Below are 17,768 nucleotides of genomic sequence, written 5' to 3'. Positions count from 1 at the left end.
GTAAATGAAAAAAATCGCCGTTTTCACCTCAGGTGGAGATTCACCCGGAATGAATGCCTGCATCCGCGCTGTGGTTCGGACAGGGATCTATCGAGGCTTGGAAGTCTATGGGATCTACCACGGGTACGAAGGGATGATCGAAGGTGACATCAAAAGACTTCAATCTCATTCGGTTTCCAATATTGTCCAGCGAGGAGGCACAATCTTGAAATCTGCCCGTTCGATGGAATTCCGAACTCCCGAGGGGCGAAAGAAAGCCTATGAAAACTTAAAAGCGCTTGGAATCGAAGGATTGGTAGCGATTGGCGGTGATGGTACATTTACTGGTGCTAAGGTGTTTTTCGAAGAATATGGAATCCCTACAGTAGGTTGCCCGGGCACAATTGACAACGACATTTACGGTACGGATTTCACCATTGGATTTGATACTGCAGTAAATACGGCACTGGAAGCAATCGACAAAATCCGAGACACGGCAGCAGCACACGATCGTATTTTCTTTGTGGAAGTAATGGGAAGAGATGCTGGGTTTATCGCTGTTGAGTCCGGTATTGGCGGCGGTGCCGAATTTGTCATGGTGCCTGAAACCAAAACCGACCTAGACCAAGTGGTCAAGTCCCTCAAAAATCTGAGAAAGACCAAAACCTCCAGCATCATTGTAGTGGCTGAGGGAGATTCCCTCGGAAGTGCTGAAGAAATCATGAAAATGGTCAAGGAAAAAATCAAAGACCCCAACAAAGAGTTTAAAGTAACGACACTAGGACATATTCAACGCGGAGGTAAGCCTACTGCGAGAGACCGGGTGTTGGCAAGCCGTTGTGGCATGGCTGCATTAGAAGGCCTTTTGGAAGGAAAAACCAATTGCATGGCCGGAGTGATGAAGATGGAAGTAGTGTATACCCCATTCGCAGATTGCATTGGCCAACCCAAACCACTTATCCCCGACCACCTCAAACTGATTGATATCTTAAGCATTTGATATGGGATACATACCCTTGTTTTTGACTATGGGAGGCGCTTGCATGCTGTTCTTCCTGACGGTGAGAATTACCATGTTGAGGAAATTAAACCTTCAGCACGAGCTGTTCGCCAAACTTTCCCAAGCCCATCCAGAACTTGGACTTAAGTCAGAGGAACTCCCCGATCCCGATCAGATTTTGACTGCGTGGAAAAATACGGATCAGAAAAATCCCATTTCCCAATCCAGCTTGGATCTGATCCGCGAGCTCAAGATTAACCGCTTCCAATACAATCAACTGATCAAAAAAGCCCCTTACAATTGGGTAGCAAAAATCAGTGGATTTCAAGCCATCTGAGCCTCTATCCAGGCTATCATTTCATTTTCTTGAGCAGGCTGAAACCATTGGATTTCAGGATCTCTTCTAAACCAAGTCAATTGCCGCTTGGCGTATCTTCTTGAATTGCGTTTAAGCAAACGGACAGCCTCTTCCCTATCGTACTTTCCCTCGAGGTATCCGAAAATTTCAGAGTATCCTACGGTCTGTAGCGCATTCAACTTCCGCTTTCCAAAAAGTGCATCCGCCTCATCGAACAGCCCTGCCTCGATCATTTGATCCATGCGCAAGTCGATTCTTTGGTACAGTTCTTCCCGATCCCGATAGAGTCCGATTTTGATTGTTTTAAAAGGCCTCTCCACTTTCTTTTTCACTCGAAAGCTACTGAATTTCAAACCTGTACCTCGACCTACTTCAAGTGCTCTCATCAACCGTTGCGGGTTTTGGCGATCGACCAACTCAAAGTATTTGGGATCTACTTTTTCAACTTCTTGCTGCAACCATTCCAACCCTTTTTCTTCAAACTCCTTGATAATTTCTTGCCTTATCTCAGGGTCTACATCAGGGATATCGTCCAAGCCTTTGACCACTGCATCGGCAAAGAGCCCGCTGCCCCCCGTCATGATGACCACTTGGTGTGTTTGATAAAGCTGATCGAGGATGGAGAGTGCGTCTTGTTCAAATTTCCGTACATCGTAATCCTCTTCGATCGAGAGGGAATTGATCAGATGATGAGGTACTTCAGCGAGTTCGGCAGGACTTGGTTTGGCAGTGCCAAGGGTCATTTCCCGATAAAATTGTCTGCTGTCACAGGAAATAATTTGGGTGTGAAATTTTTTGGCTAGCTTTAAGCAGAGATCGGTTTTACCCACCCCGGTAGGCCCTACCACAAGAATCAAAAATCGTTGACCGGTCAAATCTGAATCGTTTATACAATCAAAAATCAATAGGATTGTGATGAAAAGCAAAAAAGTCCTGATTGTGGACGATAATGAACTGAACAGGAAGCTTTTTGAAAATCTGGTCGGCCAGCTCTACGATTTCAAATCCGCACACAATGGCATGGAGGCCATTGAAATGGCCACGGCTACTCCTTTTGATTTGATCTTGATGGACATTCAGATGCCCCGAATGGATGGGATTACCGCCATGAAAAAAATCCGGGAAAACGAGTTTGGTTCCTGTCCGATTTTGGCTGTGACTGCATTTGCTGACGATGGAGATCGGCAAAACTTTATTGATCAGGGTTTTGATGATTTCATTGCCAAACCTATTCGTCCGAGAGAGTTTATCCTTACCATTCAGTCTCATTTCAAAAAACAGGCTGCTCAGGAAAATGATAATGAAAAAGCTCAGCCTTCTGCGGAAACACTAAACCTGGAAACCCTTTCCCAGCTTCTTAAATACAACTCCAGGGAAGCAATCAAAAAAGTTTATCTCGATTTTATCACCGAATGCGCAGAAGCAATCGCTTCGATCGAGCAAGCTTCCGCTGAAGGAATTTCTATCGAATTATTGGATAAAATTCACACCTTAAAAGGCAATTCAGGCACCTTAGGTGCCACCAAAATATTTAATCAAAGCCAGGTCTGCGAACTTTTGGGGAGACAAAACAAGTCTCTTGAATTCAAAGACGAGATTAAAGTTCTAAAAAAACACATTCTTGAATTCCAAGAATTTTTCAATAACGAAACCATTTTTGAATCATGAGCAGCGAAAAAAAAATATTGGTAGGTGAGGATAGTTCCATCATCATCAATTTGACCAAAAACGTTTTGGCCTTTGAAAATTATCAAATGAAAGCTGCCCGAAACGGAAAGCAAGTGCTTGAAATGCTGGCCAACGAAGATTTTGACCTTATCCTGATGGATATTACCATGCCGATAATGGACGGAGTCCAATGCACCCTTGAGATCAGAAACCTCGCAGATCCTGTCAAAAGCAAGCTTCCGATCATCGCCATTTCGGGCAATGCAGCTAACTATACCCCTGAAGATTTCAGAAAATTTGGGTTTAATGATTTTATCCAAAAACCGCTCGACTATGACGTCGTATTGGCTACAGTCAAAAAATTCTTAAGCTAATCCATGGCAGTAAAGTACACTAAACACTTTTTGGACAAACTAGAAAGCCTCTTTTCGGCCTCCAGCTATATCCTACGCTACGAAAAGGGAAATTTCAAATCAGGCTATTGTGTACTCAAAGAGACCAAAATTGTAATCGTCAACAAGTATTTTCCTTTGGAAGGAAAAATCAACGCGCTGATTGATATCTTGTCCGAATTGAATTTGGATCCTCAGGAGTTCAAGGACAAAACCAACCAAGATTTCTTAACCGAGTTAAGACAAACCACCCTGAAATTTTGAAAGTCACATTTTTAGGAACAGGCACTTCTCAGGGCGTACCCGTGATCGGCTGCGAATGCAGGGTTTGTAAGTCACTGGACTATCGCGACAAGCGGTTTCGAACCTCTGTACACATCGAGTCCAAGGGGGTCTCTTTAGTCGTGGACACGGGACCTGACTTCCGCATGCAAATGCTGCAATCCGGAATCAGGAGACTCGATGCAGTGGTCTTTACCCATGAGCATAAAGATCATACGGCTGGTCTGGACGACATACGTCCTTTTAATTTCATGCAGCAAAAAGACATGCCTGTCTTTGGTAAAAAGCAAGTAATCGACCAGCTTAAACGTGAGTATTCCTACATCTTCAGCGATAAAAAATACCCGGGTGTACCCCAAGTAGCCTGCGTGGAAATCGATGAAAACCCCTTTCACATCCAAGGATTAGCCATCACCCCCCTGCCTGTCCTTCATTACAAATTGCCCGTATTGGGATTCCGAATCGGTGACTTTAGCTACATCACCGATGCCAATTATATTCCAGATTCCACATTGGCCTTGCTGGAAGGAAGCGAAATTTTGGTGCTCAACGCCTTGCAAAAAGACCCGCATATCTCGCATTTCACTCTAGATCAAGCCATCGATCAAGCACTGAAAATAGGGGCTAAAAAAACCTTTTTCACCCATATCTCTCATCGATTGGGCCTCCACCAAGAGGTAGAACAAGCGCTTCCCGAAGGAATCTTCCTCGCCTTTGACGGCATGGAGTTAACTTTGTCCTGATGCATCTCAATTATCATTTCTTACGATACCTCGCCCCTGCGCTTTCAGATGCGTTTTCCGGCGCAGAGATTACCGCTAGCTTTTCGCAAAGCAAGGATGAACTGATCATTGAGACAGAGAGAGCAGGTGAACTTCGGTTTATCCGGGTGCATCTGCTACCACCGCAAGTCTACCTGAGTTTCCCCACACAATATGCCCGCGCCCGAAGAAATACCATTGATCTCTTTGAGGAACTCATTGGAGATGTGATCCATACGTGTACCGTATTTTCCTTCGAAAGAGCGCTTCGGTTTGACTTAGCCTCCGGCAAAATCCTGGTTCTTAAACTCCATGGAAATCGCAGCAACGTGCTGCTTTATAGAGGGGATTCCACCGCACCAGCTCTACTTTTCAGAAATGAAATCAAGGAGGACAAGACCTTGGACTGGAGGAGTTTGGAGAGACCGATAGACCTGACTTGGGAGCGTTTTGAATCCCTAACAGGAAATGCTGCCCAATTTCTGCCCACGTTAGGCGCTATTCCGCGAAACTGGCTCAAGGAGCGGAACTATCCGGAATCTGACCTCAAGACCAAGTGGGCCTTGATGCAAGAGATCCTGGACTTGCTGGATACACCGCTTTTTTCATTGGTGGAAAAAGAGGGAGAAGTCACTCTGAGCCTTCTTCCAGAACCAAATCCGATCAGTACTCACTCTGATCCAATCACCGCAGTCAACGAGCTTTTCTACAAAGCCTTGGTTATCGGCACCTTCGAAAAAGAGAAAAATCAACTCCTAAAAGGATACACTGACCAACTCAAGAAAACCGAGTCCTACCTCAAAAAATCCTCAGAAAAGCTGGAAGAGTTGAAAAACACACCTCCTCCTTCCCAATTGGCAGATGTAATCATGGCTAACCTTCACCAATTCACGGAAGGAGTTCAGCAAGTGGAATTGGAAAATTTCTATACCGGATCGATGGTGAAAGTCAGCCTAAAACCCAATCAAAAGCCTCAGGACCTGGCAGAATCCCTGTATCGAAAATCAAAAAATCGACAATTAGAACTCGATCAACTCGAAAAAACCATTCAGGCAAAACGGGTTTTAGAAACTGAATTGAAAGAAAAGCTTCAAGCACTGGGTGAAGTGAGGGATTTCAGAGGGCTGAAAAATTTTCAAAAAACCCACAAGGAGGACATCCGGGACAAGAAAGACGCGGAAAGCTTGCCCTTTAAGGTATTTGAATATGAAGGGTTCACCATTTGGGTGGGTAAATCAGCCAAGGACAATGATGAAATGCTACGGGGCTTTGCCCGAAAAGAGGACATTTGGATGCATGCCAGACAGGCTGCTGGCTCACATGTAATCATCAGGATGAGAGGAATGACGGTAGTCCCTCAAAGAGTCTTGGAAAGAGCTGCTCAGTTGGCTGCCTTTTATTCCAAACTCAAATCAGACACACTCGCCCCGGTGATGTACACCGAAGCCAAATACGTGAGAAAAGTCAAAGGTTCTGCACCTGGATCCGTCATGGTAGATCGGGAAAAAGTAATCCTCGTCAGCCCAATAGGACCTGATCAAGAAACTGCCGCTAAGAAATAGCTTAGTAGGATCTCGGTGGGAGTGGCGGACCTAGGGATATTTTTTTGAATCCATGAAACAACACCACAGTACCTACTATACCCGTAGCTCCCCCAACATAAAGTAAAGTCTCCCCTAATTCAGGTTTTGTCCCCAAAAGCTGACCACCGATGATGGTGACGGTATAGCCCAAAGTTGCCACAAGAATTCCACTTTTAAGCTGCTTTTGGGACTGATGCAGATTAAGTTGGACTTGATACAAGTCTGCTTCCAGACGGGTAAGCGATTTTTTAAGCGAGTCATAGGAAGGATATTCTTGAGCAAAACCTTTCTGACTTACAAAAAAGGAGAATAGCAATCCCCAAAAAACAACTTTCATTTCTTTACTGATTGATCCAAGATTTAAACTCACTCACTTTTTCTCTTGCCACGATCAGCTGATCATCTGACTTGGCATTGAGGGATATGGCAAGTCTGCCATTGACATAGGGGCGCATTTCAATCAGGTAATCCAAATTGATGATCACTGATCGATTTATTCTGTAGAACTTATTGGGGTCGAGCAGGTCCTTTTCCAGTTCATTGAGCGAATGATCCACGATATGCTTCTGAGAAGAACCAGATTCGATCAGAAAAGTCACTCCATCTTCTGCAAAAAAATACGCTGCTGAATCAGCAGGAATAAAACACAATCGATTACCTGACCGGGTCAAAAATCGTTTTTTGAAGTTTTTTTGCGCGTATTTCCCCAAAAACTCCTCTACAAATTCCTTGGAAATGGAGGAGGCTGTACCTTCTTTGGAAAGTGTCCTGAACTTCTCGATTGCCCGGATCAAACGCTCCTCCTGAATAGGTTTCAAAACATAATCAATGCAATTATGCTCAAAAGATTGCAAGGCATATTGATCAAAAGCTGTAATAAAAATAATTGGCACTTTCACCTCTACATCTTTGAATGCATTGAAGCTCAAGCCATCTGCCAAGTGAATATCACATAGGATAAGATCATAAGACGCTTGCATTATCAATGCACTTTTAAGGTCTTTCACCGTCTGGATAGGTTCTTCAAAGGTCCAGGTAGGATAATTTTTCTGAAGAATAGACCTGATTCGGGCCTGTGCTAGCGGTTCGTCCTCAACTAAAAGTAAATTCTTGTACATCGATCAAAGGAATTTCTACCAGAAAATGATCCGATTGATTTTCAATCCGGATAGGTTGATTAAGAAACTTGTAACGATCGGATATGTTTTGAAGCCCTATGCCGGTGGATTCATCTACGACGGGTTTGATTTGCTTTTTATTCCAGATTTTAAGCACTTTTCCTTCCGAGTAGATCCTGACTTCCAATGGTTCTTTTTGGGTAAAGTAATTGTGCTTCACAACATTTTCCACCAGCAACTGAAGGACTGCAGGAGGTACTAGCAACTCGTTGAATTTAGGATCAATGGTAACCTTAAAGCTAATCGACTGGTCAAACCGAATAGAAAGCAATTCCAGGTAGTTTTCCAGAAAAAGGAGTTCCTGTTCCAACCTCACCAACTCATTAGTACGATTGTTAAGGATATATCTGTAAATCTCACTTAGCTTTTGCAGGTAGCGGTCTGCAAGCTCCACATCTTGGTGTATGAGTACCGAAAGGGCGCTGAGATTATTGAAAAAGAAATGGGGATTGAGATGTGAATTGATAGATTCTAATTTTGCCTCAGAGGTCAGAGAGCGGAGCTTTTCCGTCTCGACTGCTTTTTGTTTTAGCTTTTCGCTAAAGAAATAAATGGCATTGACCGAATTGAGAAAGAGGTTGATGCGCGAAGTAAATGCCAGGGTGAGCAGAAAATTTTGAAGTGAGAAGGAAAATGGTCCTCCAAGAATAGTCCCTGAGATTTCCGAAGAAATAAATGAAAGAAACACCATGCACAAAGCACTGCTCCCAAACTGTAACATAAGCGGGTGGAACTTGGTGTTTTTACTCAAAAAGTAATGCTGGATGCCCCAGTTAATCATCCAAACTGATAAGCACAGCATGAGAATAAGAAAAAAAAGCGGTGTGGCTTCGAGTTTGGCTGCAAAAAGACGATCCCCATCCAAAAAATAGATGTTCAGGAAGGAGTAAACTCCCAAGCCTGTAGCAAATGCATACCTATTTTTAATATTAAACATCTCGCCCCTCCTATCCTGGTTTAACTGATATATCGTGAAGAGCAAAGGGCGAAAAATTTCCGCCCTTTGCATTGAATCTGTATTTATTTGGTCAGTTAGAGAGTAGGCAACAGCACTCCATCTATCACATGAACGACTCCATTTTCGATTGCGACATCAGCTACAATCACATTGAACGTATTGCCTGCTTTGTCGGTCACGGTTACGTTATTGCCTGTTCTCGTCACCCGTAAGGTTTCTCCAGCTAAGGTAGGAACATCCTGAGCTCCTGAAGCCAAGTTAAATGAGAAGGCAGTAGCAGGCACCACATGGAAGCCAAGAACTTTCGTTACTGCAGGGGCTCCTAGCGTATTGATCATTTCCTGTAATGAAGCAAAGCCCAATTTCTGGAGCAGATTGGCAAATGCCTGATTGGTTGGGGCAAAGACCGTCATGGCTTGTTGATTGAGCAAAGTGTTACCCAATCCAGCTGCGGTAACTGCTTGAAGCAAGACGGTCAGGTTTGCTGCCTGGGCAGCTTCCACCACATTTGGAAGATCTATCGTAGGAAGCAAAACTCTATCGATCACGTGAACCACTCCGTTTGCTATCGCTACATCAGCAGCAACTACATTGGCTGTGTTCCCAGCTGCATCACGGACACGGACAGTAGATCCTGATTTGGTTACCGTAAGCGATTGACCTGCCAGAGTGGTAAAGGTATTGGTAGCTCCCAGCTCAAACGAGAAAGCTGCAGCAGGTACCACATGGAAACCAAGAACTGTCTGGAGATTCTTGATTCCTCCAATCTTAGCAACCAATTGATTCAAATTAGCTGCACCAAAAGCCTGAAGAGCTGCCGTAAATGCTGCATTGCTAGGGGCAAACACCGTCATCTGAGGAGTATTGAGCAGCGTATTTCCCAAACCAGCAGCAGTCACTGCATCAAGTAAGGTGGTCAAACCTGCAGACTGAGCAGCTTGAACTACAGTAGGAAGTCCGAGATTTGGAAGCATCATACCATTGATGACGTGTACGACGCCATTGGAAATTTCGATATCAGCTGCTACCACCTGAGCAGTTCTGCCCAATTGGTCTTTTACTGTCACTGTATTTCCTGATTTTTCTACTGTAATACTCTGTCCTGATAAAGTCTGGAAGGTATTGGATGCAGAAAGAGAAGAAGAAAGCGCTCTAGCAGGTACCACATGGAATCCAAGTACTTTCTCCAAGTTTGCTGGACCACCGATTTTAATGACTAACTCATTTAAATCTTTTGCTTTAAAAACTGTCAATGCTGCGGCAAATGCTTCATTGGTGGGAGCAAATACGGTGATATTAGGAGCCGAAAGTAGGGCATTTGGCAAGCCTGGGACCGCCGTCACCGCGGTCAACAAAGTGGTTAATCCTGCATTGGTAGCCGCTTCCACCAAGGTTGGCTTAGGCAACTGGATCGAAGGAATCAACACGCGGTCAATGACGTGAACTACGCCATTTTCAATCTGCACGTCTGCCTGGATCACTCGAGCCACATTACCCGCAGCGTCTGTCACAGTCACTGAACCTGGAGTGGATGTCACTCTCAATTGCTGTCCTGCAAGGGTGGTGAACAGGTTATTTTCATTAAGGTTTCTGGAGAAAGCTACCGCTGGAACTACGTGGAATCCAAGAACAGTTTGTAAGTTTTGAACTCCTCCTAATTTGGCAACCAATTCATTAAGATCCCTTGCCTTAAACTGGGTTAAAGCATTTGCGAAAGCATCGTTGGTAGGTGCAAATACCGTAATGGCATCCTGACTTTGAAGGGTAGCTTCTAGACCTGGAATCGCCCTCACCGCAGTTACCAAGGTAGTTAGACCCGCCTCATTGGCAGCCTCTACGAGCGTGGGAAAAGGAATCGGACCTTGATAATCATCGCTACAAGAAAGGATCGTGAAAAAAAGCGATCCCATGAGAAGGAATTTGAACAGTTTTGTCATAGTTAAATTGGATTAGTATATCGCTTTAACTAAGACTATCCAGCTTAGATTTAGAACGCTTGCTAAACTGTCAAAAAAAAAGGATGAACCGTATGATTCATCCTTTGAACTGTAAAGAAGTCTTGGGCAGAAAATTAATCTACTACATGAATTTTCAGCATGTTTGTTTTTCCTTTCTCCTTGAGAGGCATGCTGGCTGTATTGATGATTACATCCCCTGAGACTACATGTCCGTCACTTTTAAGTGTGTTTTCGATGTCTTCAAAAGTAGCATCAGTAGAGACTTGGCTTTCATAATAATAGGCTCTCACCCCCCATACCAAAGACATTTGAGTAAGTAACTTTTGATTTCGAGTGAAGACGAAAATACTGGCAGAAGGTCTGTGAGAAGCCAGCCTAAAACCGGTAAAACCGGAAGTGGTGATCCCAACAATGGCTTTTGCTTTCACATTTCGGGAAAGTCTGGAAGCCATCAGTATCAAGTTGTTGCTCAGGAAGGTATCATTACTCTCATCGATCTTGTAGAGGTTATGATAGATGTCGGCATTTTCCTCCAGATAGGTAATGATGCTGGTCATTGCTTTCACAGCATTGACAGGATATTTACCTGAAGCTGTCTCAGCGGAAAGCATTACGGCATCTGCTCCATCCAAAACCGCAGTGGCCACGTCGTTGGTCTCCGCACGGGTAGGTCTAGGATTTTGGATCATACTTTCCATCATCTGGGTAGCGATGATGACCGGTTTACAAGCGACTTTACACTTTTCTACCATTTTCTTCTGCCAAAGGGGTACAATCTCCATGGGAACTTCCACACCCAAGTCACCTCTGGCTACCATGATGGCATCTGTCGCTTCAATGATAGAATCGATATTTTCGAGGGCTTCAGGTTTTTCGATTTTGGCTACGATTTTACAATGCTTTCCAGCAGCCTGAATACGGTTTCTCAAATCATGGATATCCTCAGCGGATCTCACAAATGACAACGCAATCCAATCCACATCCTGTTCCAAGCCGAAGTATAGATCCTCAATGTCCTTTTCTGTAAGAGAAGGGGCAGATACCTTGGTATTTGGCAGGTTGATTCCTTTTCTTGATTTCAAAATACCACCGTGAATGACAGTACAGTTCACATTTTTCCCATCTGTATCATTGACTACTACTTCGAGATTACCATCGTCAATGAGGATATGCTCTCCAGTCTGAACGTCTTGAGGTAGATTTTTATACACAGTACTTACAAGACTGGAAGTACCTACTACAGGATCGTTGGTAATAGTGATTTTATCACCAGGTTTGATTTCAACTCCATTGTTTTCAACTTCTCCAACCCGGATTTTAGGTCCTTGCAAATCTTGAAGTATACCGAGATTGCAGTTTAATTCTTTATTTACCTGACGGATGATTTTGATTACTTCTTGATGTACCTCGTGACTTCCATGAGAAAAATTCAGTCGAAACACATTGGCACCGGCCAGCGCAAGACTTTTAATCATTTCGTAATTGTTGGAAGCAGGGCCTATTGTAGCCAGAATTTTTGTTTTCTTAAAGGGTAATTGGCTCATCGGGTCTTAATAAGTTAATAGGTTTTCTTTTGATTTTAATTTTGAAACATCAATGCGTACCACGCTTTGAATATGGGGATTTTTTGAAAGGTGATCTACAAATGTATGAATACTGGTTTGTTCTGTTTGGTCTTGGACCAAAAGGAAATAGTCCATGTTTTTCAGTTCAGGGATCAAATATGCCAATTGCTGAGAAGAATTTAGCGCTTTATTTTTCAGGAGCTGAATAAAACCGTGGGGTAAAGAAAGGAAATATTGAGAAATTTCCATTCGGGCATTGGAGATAAACTCAAGCTCCAAGTCTTTTGCCTTTGCCAGTTTCAAGTCCATTTCCTGATTGATCAGCCACGCCATTTTATAGTCCTTTACCGGAGAAACAAGCCCCAGGAGTTCAAAATCAAAGGTAGGTTCAATGAATAATTTAGCCTTCTTCATACAGGAAGAAATGTGATCAAGGCAAAGTTAGAAATTAAAATGAAGGAGGCCGAACACAGCAAACGCACAAAATTTACTTCTGCCTTTTCTTTGCCAATTAGGCATTAAATATATTTCTTTGCGGAGTGTTATTAACTAAACTGATCACAAAATGTCTGAAATTGCACAAAAAGTAAAGGCCATCATTGTAGACAAACTTGGCGTAGAAGAGTCTGAAGTGACTATGGAAGCAAGCTTCACCAATGATCTTGGTGCCGACTCTCTGGATACTGTGGAATTGATCATGGAATTCGAAAAAGAATTCAATATCTCAATCCCAGACGATCAAGCTGAGCAAATCGGTACTGTAGGCCAAGCCATTACCTACTTGGAGGCTAACGTAAAATAAAACCATCTAAATTCATTTTATGAATTTAAAAAGAGTTGTTGTAACGGGTATAGGTGCCCTCACACCAATAGGAAACACCAAGGACGAATTCTGGCAAGGATTAGCTAATGGTGTGAGTGGCGCTGCGCCTATTACTCGTTTCGACGCTTCACTTTTCAAGACCCAGTTTGCTTGCGAAGTCAAGAATTTTGATGTGGAAAAATTCATTGACAGAAAAGAAGCAAGAAAAATGGATGGATTTACCCAGTATGCTATGGTAGCCACTGATGAGGCTATCTTGGATTCCGGGTTGGATCTGGAAGCTATCGACAAATCCCGCGCAGGAGTTATCTGGGGTTCAGGTATCGGAGGTCTTAGGACTTTCCAAGAAGAAGTCACCGATTTTGCCAAAGGTGATGGAACCCCAAGATTTAATCCCTTCTTTATTCCTAAAATGATTGCCGACATCTCTGCCGGCTTCATTTCCATCAAGTATGGTTTCAGAGGTCCAAACTTTGTAACCGTTTCCGCTTGTGCATCTGCCACCAATGCCTTGATAGATGCGTTCAATTATATTCGTCTAGGTAAAGCTGATCTATTTATCAGCGGAGGTTCAGAAGCTGCTGTAACTGAAGCTGGAATTGGTGGATTCAATGCGATGAAAGCACTTTCTCAACGAAATGAATCTCCGGAAACTGCCTCAAGGCCTTTCGATAAGGAAAGAGATGGTTTCGTGTTGGGTGAAGGTGCCGGTGCATTGATTCTTGAAGAATTAGAACACGCCAAAGCGAGAGGTGCAAAGATTTATGCTGAATTGGTAGGTGGTGGTATGACTGCTGATGCCAATCACATTACCGCACCTCATCCGGAAGGTTTGGGAGCAAGCAGCGTCATGCAGATCGCATTGGAAGATGCGGGACTGCAACCTGAAGCGATTGACTATATCAACGTACACGGTACTTCTACCCCATTGGGAGATGTGAGTGAGACCAAAGCAATCCAAAAAGTATTTGGAGAGCATGCCTACCAGCTCAACATCAGCAGTACTAAGTCCATGACAGGTCACTTGCTTGGTGCTGCAGGAGCAATTGAAGCGATTGCTTGTATCCTGGCAATTCAAAATAGTCTGGTACCTCCTACGATCAATCACTTCACCGATGATGAATCGTTTGACCCTAGATTGAATTTGACATTCAACAAAGCGCAGGAAAGAGAAATCAACTATGCGTTGAGTAATACCTTTGGATTTGGTGGGCACAACTGCTCCGTCATTTTCAAAAAATACAATTGAGCAGAGTGAAACTCCTTCAAAAACTAGGACTCCACACTCTCTTCTTTAACTCAAAGGACAAAAGGCTTGCAACCTCGATCAAAATGATCACGGGTCGCAAGCCTTTAAATTTATCCGTCTATCGACTTGCACTTACTCCAGCTGGACTTGGAGAGGAATCACACAAAGGCTTTAGAATATCCAATGAGCGTTTGGAATTTTTAGGAGATGCCGTTCTCGGCGCGGTGATTGCCGAACACCTATTTAAAAAATACCCATATCGGGATGAAGGATTCCTGACAGAAACACGATCTAAACTGGTCAATCGAGAAACGCTCAATGATATTGGAATTAAAATTGGCTTAAAGAAAACCTTAGAACTGGTTATTGAAAGCCGGCAGTTTACCGGTAATAAATCCCTCTACGGAGATGTCCTTGAAGCCTTTTTGGGAGCCGTTTACCTAGATCGTGGGTATCATTTTTCCAAAAAATTAATTTTGCAACGAATCCTCATTCACATGGATTTGGAAGGGATGATTACCACAGTCTCCAATTACAAGAGTAAGATCATCGAGTGGTCTCAAAAGGAAAGTAAACAAGTGGAATACCGAGTCCTTCAAATTCACGGCAACCAAAGGTTTAAAGAGTTTGTTGTAGAGCTGGTAGTGAATGGCGAAGCAATTGCCCAAGGAAAGGGACCGAACAAGAAGAAAGCCGAACAAGAGGCTTCTAAACATGCTTGCGAAATCCTCCACATTTCTATTTAAAATCAACTACTCGAAGGAATTACCAAAAATGGCTGCTCTAAAAATTGCCGGTGCAACGGTCAATCAAACTCCTCTGGATTGGACAGGAAATCTAAATCGGATCATCCAAGCCATAGATCAGGCAAAATCCGATGGAGTTGAAATCCTTTGCTTTCCCGAACTATCCATCACTGGGTATGGGGCAGAAGATCTTTTTTTAAGCTATTGGTTCCCTCAAAAAGCTGTTTCCCAACTCGAAAAACTTGTTCCCTATTGCAACGAAATCACCGTCGCAGTGGGATTGCCTTTCCGAATCGACGGTTTGGTTTATAATACCATGGCTGTAATTGAAAAAGGAGAGATCCAGGGAATCGTAGCCAAACAATTTATGGCCATAGACGGCGTTCATTACGAGTTCCGATGGTTTACCCCTTGGCCTGCCAATCAGGTGATCGAAGTAGAGATCGCCGGAAAAAAGGTCCCATTTGGGGATTTGACATTTCATCACAAAGGCGTCCATTATGGCTTTGAAATCTGCGAAGATGCTTGGAGAGGAAAGGTTCGACCTGGCTATAGACTATGCGACCGAAAAGTCGACCTGATATTTAACCCAAGTGCTTCCCATTTTGCCATGGGAAAAACCATGGAGCGAAAGGAATTGATCGAAAAGAGTTCATCCCTTTTCAACTGCTACTACTGCTATGTCAATCTCCTCGGAAATGAAGCCGGCAGGATGATTTTTGACGGGGAAATTCTTTTGGCAAAGGAGGGAAAACTCCTTTCCAGAAATCAATTGCTATCCTTTCAGGATTATCAGGTTCTTTCATTTTCCCTCGAAAACAAAACCCAACATCTTGCCCCAATCCAACCCAAGGAGTGGGAATTTGCCCAAGCTTCCGCATTGGGACTTTATGACTATTTAAGAAAGAGCAAAAGCAAGGGTTTTGTGCTTTCGCTCTCTGGGGGGGCTGATTCTTCTTCCATCGCCGTCCTCGTGGCTGAAATGGTGAGAAGGGGAATTCACGAATTGGGTGTAGAAAAATTTGTAGAAAAATCTGGAATCCATCTTCGTCATAGTTCCGAAAATCCGGAAAAGGAACTGGTCAATCAATTGCTGACCACTGCCTACCAAGGGACTAGAAATTCATCTGACGACACCTTTCAATCTGCAAAAACACTTGCAGAAAGTCTGGGAGCACAGTTTTATGCCTGGTCCATCGATGAGGAAGTAACCTCATATACGGAAAAGATCGAAGCGGCCTTGGGCAGAAAACTGACCTGGGAAACTGACGACCTTGCCCTTCAAAATATCCAAGCGCGCTCCCGTTCGCCCATCATTTGGCTACTTACCAATATTAAAAACGCCTTGCTGCTCTCCACTTCCAACCGAAGTGAAGGCGATGTCGGCTATGCCACCATGGATGGAGATACCAGTGGAAGTATCTCGCCCATAGCTGCAGTGGACAAACATTTTATCCTTCATTGGCTACAATGGGCAGAAAAAAATCTAGATAGGCCTGGACTCAGCGCTGTAAACTCCCTGACACCAACTGCAGAACTCAGACCGATCGAACGAACCCAAACAGATGAAAAGGACCTGATGCCCTACTCCGTGATTGTGGAAATCGAACGATTGGCTATTCGGGACAGACGATCTCCAATGGATGTATTCTTACTTTTGAAGGAAGAATTGAATATTGAAGAAAGTCTCTTGAAAGAATATATTAAAAAATTCTTCCGACTTTGGTCACGCAATCAATGGAAGCGGGAGCGATTGGCCCCTTCTTTCCATTTGGATGAATTCAATGTCGATCCTAAAACCTGGTACCGATTCCCGATCCTTTCGGCAGGCTATCAGGAAGAATTAGAACTATTAGATCACCTCTAACCTGAAAATTATGCTTTCTTTTTTCCTTAGCTACATCGTATGGGATCCAAGTCCTGCTGTATTTGATGGATTTGATCGACTGAGATGGTACAGCTTACTGTTTGCGCTTGGGTTTATCATCTCCCAGCAGTTTATGGTTTACTTTTTCAGAAAAGAGGGGCAAAATGAAAACTTGGTGGACAAGCTGACCATCTACATGGTCTTGGCTACCATCTTGGGTGCGAGATTGGGCCACGTGCTTTTCTACGAACCTGAAAAATACCTCAGCAATCCCATAGATATTTTGAAAGTCTGGGAAGGCGGATTGGCCTCTCATGGAGCTGCTATCGCGATTCTGTTTGCACTGTGGTTGTATTCCAAACGAACTCCGGGTCAAAGCTACCTGTGGGTAGTGGATCGAATCGTAATAGTAACAGCCATGACGGGCGCAATGATCCGTATGGGCAACCTAATGAACTCTGAGATCGGAGGAAAAGATACTGGGACTGACTCCGGAATCGTGTATGCCAGAGACACAGAAGATGTGCTTGAAGCGCTAAAAGTTCCGATTGTATCAATCGAGGCTTACAAACCATTAGATCGGAACAATGAGCTGCAAGGAAACGGGGTGGTTCCGGTGAACTTTGATCTGGTAATTTCCAAAGGTAGCTTTACGAAAGACGACCTGAGTGGCATTCTAGCCCAGGATATTAAATATGCGCTGACGCGATTCAATTCATCCAAAGAATACCTCGCCGAACCGGTGGAGATTCCTTTAAACTTTGAGATCGTGGAACGTCCAAGCGACTACCTGGTGACCGTCAAAACTTTTGGAAGGGCGAAATATCCAACTCAGATTTATGAAGCAGCCTCTTACTTCGTGATTTTCTTGGTGTTGCTTGGCCTTTGGGTGAAGTATAAATCCAGATTGCCGGAAGGGCTTCTACTTGGATTGTTTTTGATTTCCGTATTTGGGATGCGCTTCGTTTGGGAATTTTTCAAGGAAGTCCAAGTGGATTTTGAGCAGTCTATGCAGTTTAACATGGGACAGCTTCTGAGTATTCCACTGGTCCTTATTGGGGTGGTATTGATTGGCCTAGCGCTAAAAAAAGGGTTTAAAGAAGTGAAAAATTAAGGGACAGGATCGTGGCCATGTCCTCCCCAAGGATGACATCGGCCTATTCTTTTGAATCCCAGGATCCCTCCTTTTATAGGGCCATGTTTTAATATCGCCTCTTTCATATATTGACTGCAAGTGGGTGTATATCTACAACTGGCTGGGAAAAGTGGAGAAATCAGGTATTGATAGACCAACACTGGAAATATGGCTATCTTTCTTAGGTAGGTAGTAAACATTAGAGTTACCTTTTGAGCTGGGTATGCACGGATTGAACCAAATATATAACATTAGAATTCCATTGG

The 17,768-nt window shown here is 43.6% G+C and carries 20 protein-coding genes; 12 read left to right on the top strand and 8 right to left on the bottom strand.

Annotated features, from left to right (window positions below):
- The first annotated feature begins 4 nt into the window (after nt 1-4).
- On the top strand, nt 5-979 hold the full coding sequence (gene pfkA, locus ACFPIK_RS01535) for a 6-phosphofructokinase (protein WP_377911498.1): 975 nt from the start codon (nt 5-7) through the stop codon (nt 977-979).
- Nucleotide 980: 1 nt separating this feature from the next.
- Complete coding sequence (locus ACFPIK_RS01530; protein WP_377911496.1) at nt 981-1,316, top strand: hypothetical protein; 336 nt, start codon at nt 981-983, stop codon at nt 1,314-1,316.
- Here ACFPIK_RS01530 and miaA read toward each other — a convergent pair.
- A complete protein-coding gene (gene miaA, locus ACFPIK_RS01525) occupies nt 1,304-2,212 on the bottom strand; it encodes a tRNA (adenosine(37)-N6)-dimethylallyltransferase MiaA (protein WP_377911494.1) in 909 nt (302 codons plus the stop codon). The genes ACFPIK_RS01530 and miaA overlap by 13 nt on opposite strands.
- A 40-nt stretch (nt 2,213-2,252) precedes the next feature.
- Here miaA and ACFPIK_RS01520 point away from each other — a divergent pair, with 40 nt between their 5' ends.
- The 5 genes from ACFPIK_RS01520 to ACFPIK_RS01500 are packed head-to-tail and all read left to right on the top strand — an operon-like array spanning nt 2,253 to nt 6,002.
- On the top strand, nt 2,253-3,005 hold the full coding sequence (locus ACFPIK_RS01520) for a response regulator (RefSeq protein ID WP_377911492.1): 753 nt from the start codon (nt 2,253-2,255) through the stop codon (nt 3,003-3,005).
- Nucleotides 3,002-3,379: a response regulator gene (locus tag ACFPIK_RS01515; protein ID WP_377911490.1), complete on the top strand. Its 378-nt coding sequence runs from the start codon at nt 3,002-3,004 to the stop codon at nt 3,377-3,379. Before ACFPIK_RS01520 ends, ACFPIK_RS01515 begins: the two co-directional genes overlap by 4 nt.
- Before the next feature lie 3 nt (nt 3,380-3,382).
- Complete coding sequence (locus tag ACFPIK_RS01510; RefSeq protein ID WP_377911488.1) at nt 3,383-3,661, top strand: hypothetical protein; 279 nt, start codon at nt 3,383-3,385, stop codon at nt 3,659-3,661.
- Nucleotides 3,658-4,422, top strand: coding sequence for an MBL fold metallo-hydrolase (locus ACFPIK_RS01505; RefSeq protein ID WP_377911486.1), 765 nt, complete (start codon nt 3,658-3,660; stop codon nt 4,420-4,422). Before ACFPIK_RS01510 ends, ACFPIK_RS01505 begins: the two co-directional genes overlap by 4 nt.
- Entirely contained in the window at nt 4,422-6,002 is a 1,581-nt protein-coding gene (locus ACFPIK_RS01500; protein ID WP_377911484.1) for an NFACT RNA binding domain-containing protein, read from the top strand. The genes ACFPIK_RS01505 and ACFPIK_RS01500 overlap by 1 nt, the downstream gene beginning before the upstream one ends.
- Nucleotide 6,003: 1 nt before the next feature.
- Here ACFPIK_RS01500 and ACFPIK_RS01495 read toward each other — a convergent pair whose 3' ends face one another.
- The 6 genes from ACFPIK_RS01495 to ACFPIK_RS01470 form a co-directional block, all read right to left on the bottom strand.
- Nucleotides 6,004-6,360 carry a hypothetical protein gene (locus ACFPIK_RS01495; RefSeq protein WP_377911482.1) on the bottom strand — a complete coding sequence of 119 codons (357 nt, stop codon included), beginning with the start codon at nt 6,358-6,360 and terminating at the stop codon, nt 6,004-6,006.
- Between the two features lie 4 nt (nt 6,361-6,364).
- Entirely contained in the window at nt 6,365-7,141 is a 777-nt protein-coding gene (locus ACFPIK_RS01490) for a LytR/AlgR family response regulator transcription factor (protein ID WP_377911480.1), read from the bottom strand.
- A complete protein-coding gene (locus ACFPIK_RS01485; RefSeq protein ID WP_377911478.1) occupies nt 7,116-8,138 on the bottom strand; it encodes a sensor histidine kinase in 1,023 nt (340 codons plus the stop codon). Before ACFPIK_RS01485 ends, ACFPIK_RS01490 begins: the two co-directional genes overlap by 26 nt.
- A gap of 95 nt (nt 8,139-8,233) precedes the next feature.
- Nucleotides 8,234-10,096, bottom strand: a complete 1,863-nt coding sequence (locus ACFPIK_RS01480) for a fasciclin domain-containing protein (protein ID WP_377911476.1) — start codon at nt 10,094-10,096, stop codon at nt 8,234-8,236.
- A 134-nt stretch (nt 10,097-10,230) separates the two neighbouring features.
- Nucleotides 10,231-11,661, bottom strand: coding sequence for a pyruvate kinase (pyk, locus tag ACFPIK_RS01475; protein ID WP_377911474.1), 1,431 nt, complete (start codon nt 11,659-11,661; stop codon nt 10,231-10,233).
- Nucleotides 11,662-11,667: 6 nt separating this feature from the next.
- Nucleotides 11,668-12,096: an IPExxxVDY family protein gene (locus ACFPIK_RS01470; RefSeq protein WP_377911472.1), complete on the bottom strand. Its 429-nt coding sequence runs from the start codon at nt 12,094-12,096 to the stop codon at nt 11,668-11,670.
- A 151-nt stretch (nt 12,097-12,247) separates the two neighbouring features.
- On the opposite strand from ACFPIK_RS01470, the gene ACFPIK_RS01465 reads away from it, so the two are divergent.
- The 5 genes from ACFPIK_RS01465 to ACFPIK_RS01445 all read left to right on the top strand — a co-directional run bounded on the left by ACFPIK_RS01465 (nt 12,248) and on the right by ACFPIK_RS01445 (nt 17,481).
- On the top strand, nt 12,248-12,484 hold the full coding sequence (locus tag ACFPIK_RS01465; RefSeq protein ID WP_026950184.1) for an acyl carrier protein: 237 nt from the start codon (nt 12,248-12,250) through the stop codon (nt 12,482-12,484).
- Between the two features lie 19 nt (nt 12,485-12,503).
- Entirely contained in the window at nt 12,504-13,754 is a 1,251-nt protein-coding gene (gene fabF / locus ACFPIK_RS01460) for a beta-ketoacyl-ACP synthase II (protein ID WP_377911470.1), read from the top strand.
- A gap of 83 nt (nt 13,755-13,837) precedes the next feature.
- Nucleotides 13,838-14,500: a ribonuclease III gene (rnc, locus tag ACFPIK_RS01455; protein ID WP_377911468.1), complete on the top strand. Its 663-nt coding sequence runs from the start codon at nt 13,838-13,840 to the stop codon at nt 14,498-14,500.
- Between the two features lie 28 nt (nt 14,501-14,528).
- Nucleotides 14,529-16,367 carry an NAD(+) synthase gene (gene nadE, locus ACFPIK_RS01450; RefSeq protein WP_377911466.1) on the top strand — a complete coding sequence of 613 codons (1,839 nt, stop codon included), beginning with the start codon at nt 14,529-14,531 and terminating at the stop codon, nt 16,365-16,367.
- 10 nt (nt 16,368-16,377) lie between these two features.
- Nucleotides 16,378-17,481: a prolipoprotein diacylglyceryl transferase gene (locus ACFPIK_RS01445; protein WP_377911464.1), complete on the top strand. Its 1,104-nt coding sequence runs from the start codon at nt 16,378-16,380 to the stop codon at nt 17,479-17,481.
- Here the strand turns inward: ACFPIK_RS01445 and yidD are convergent.
- A complete protein-coding gene (yidD, locus tag ACFPIK_RS01440; protein ID WP_377911462.1) occupies nt 17,478-17,702 on the bottom strand; it encodes a membrane protein insertion efficiency factor YidD in 225 nt (74 codons plus the stop codon). The two genes, ACFPIK_RS01445 and yidD, sit on opposite strands and share 4 nt — an antisense overlap.
- Between the last annotated feature and the right edge of the window lie 66 nt (nt 17,703-17,768).

It is taken from the genome of Algoriphagus aquatilis, assembly GCF_042657405.1.
In the GTDB taxonomy this organism is placed as follows: Bacteria; Bacteroidota; Bacteroidia; order Cytophagales; family Cyclobacteriaceae; genus Algoriphagus; species Algoriphagus aquatilis.
This window is presented reverse-complemented; position numbering and strand designations above follow the sequence as displayed.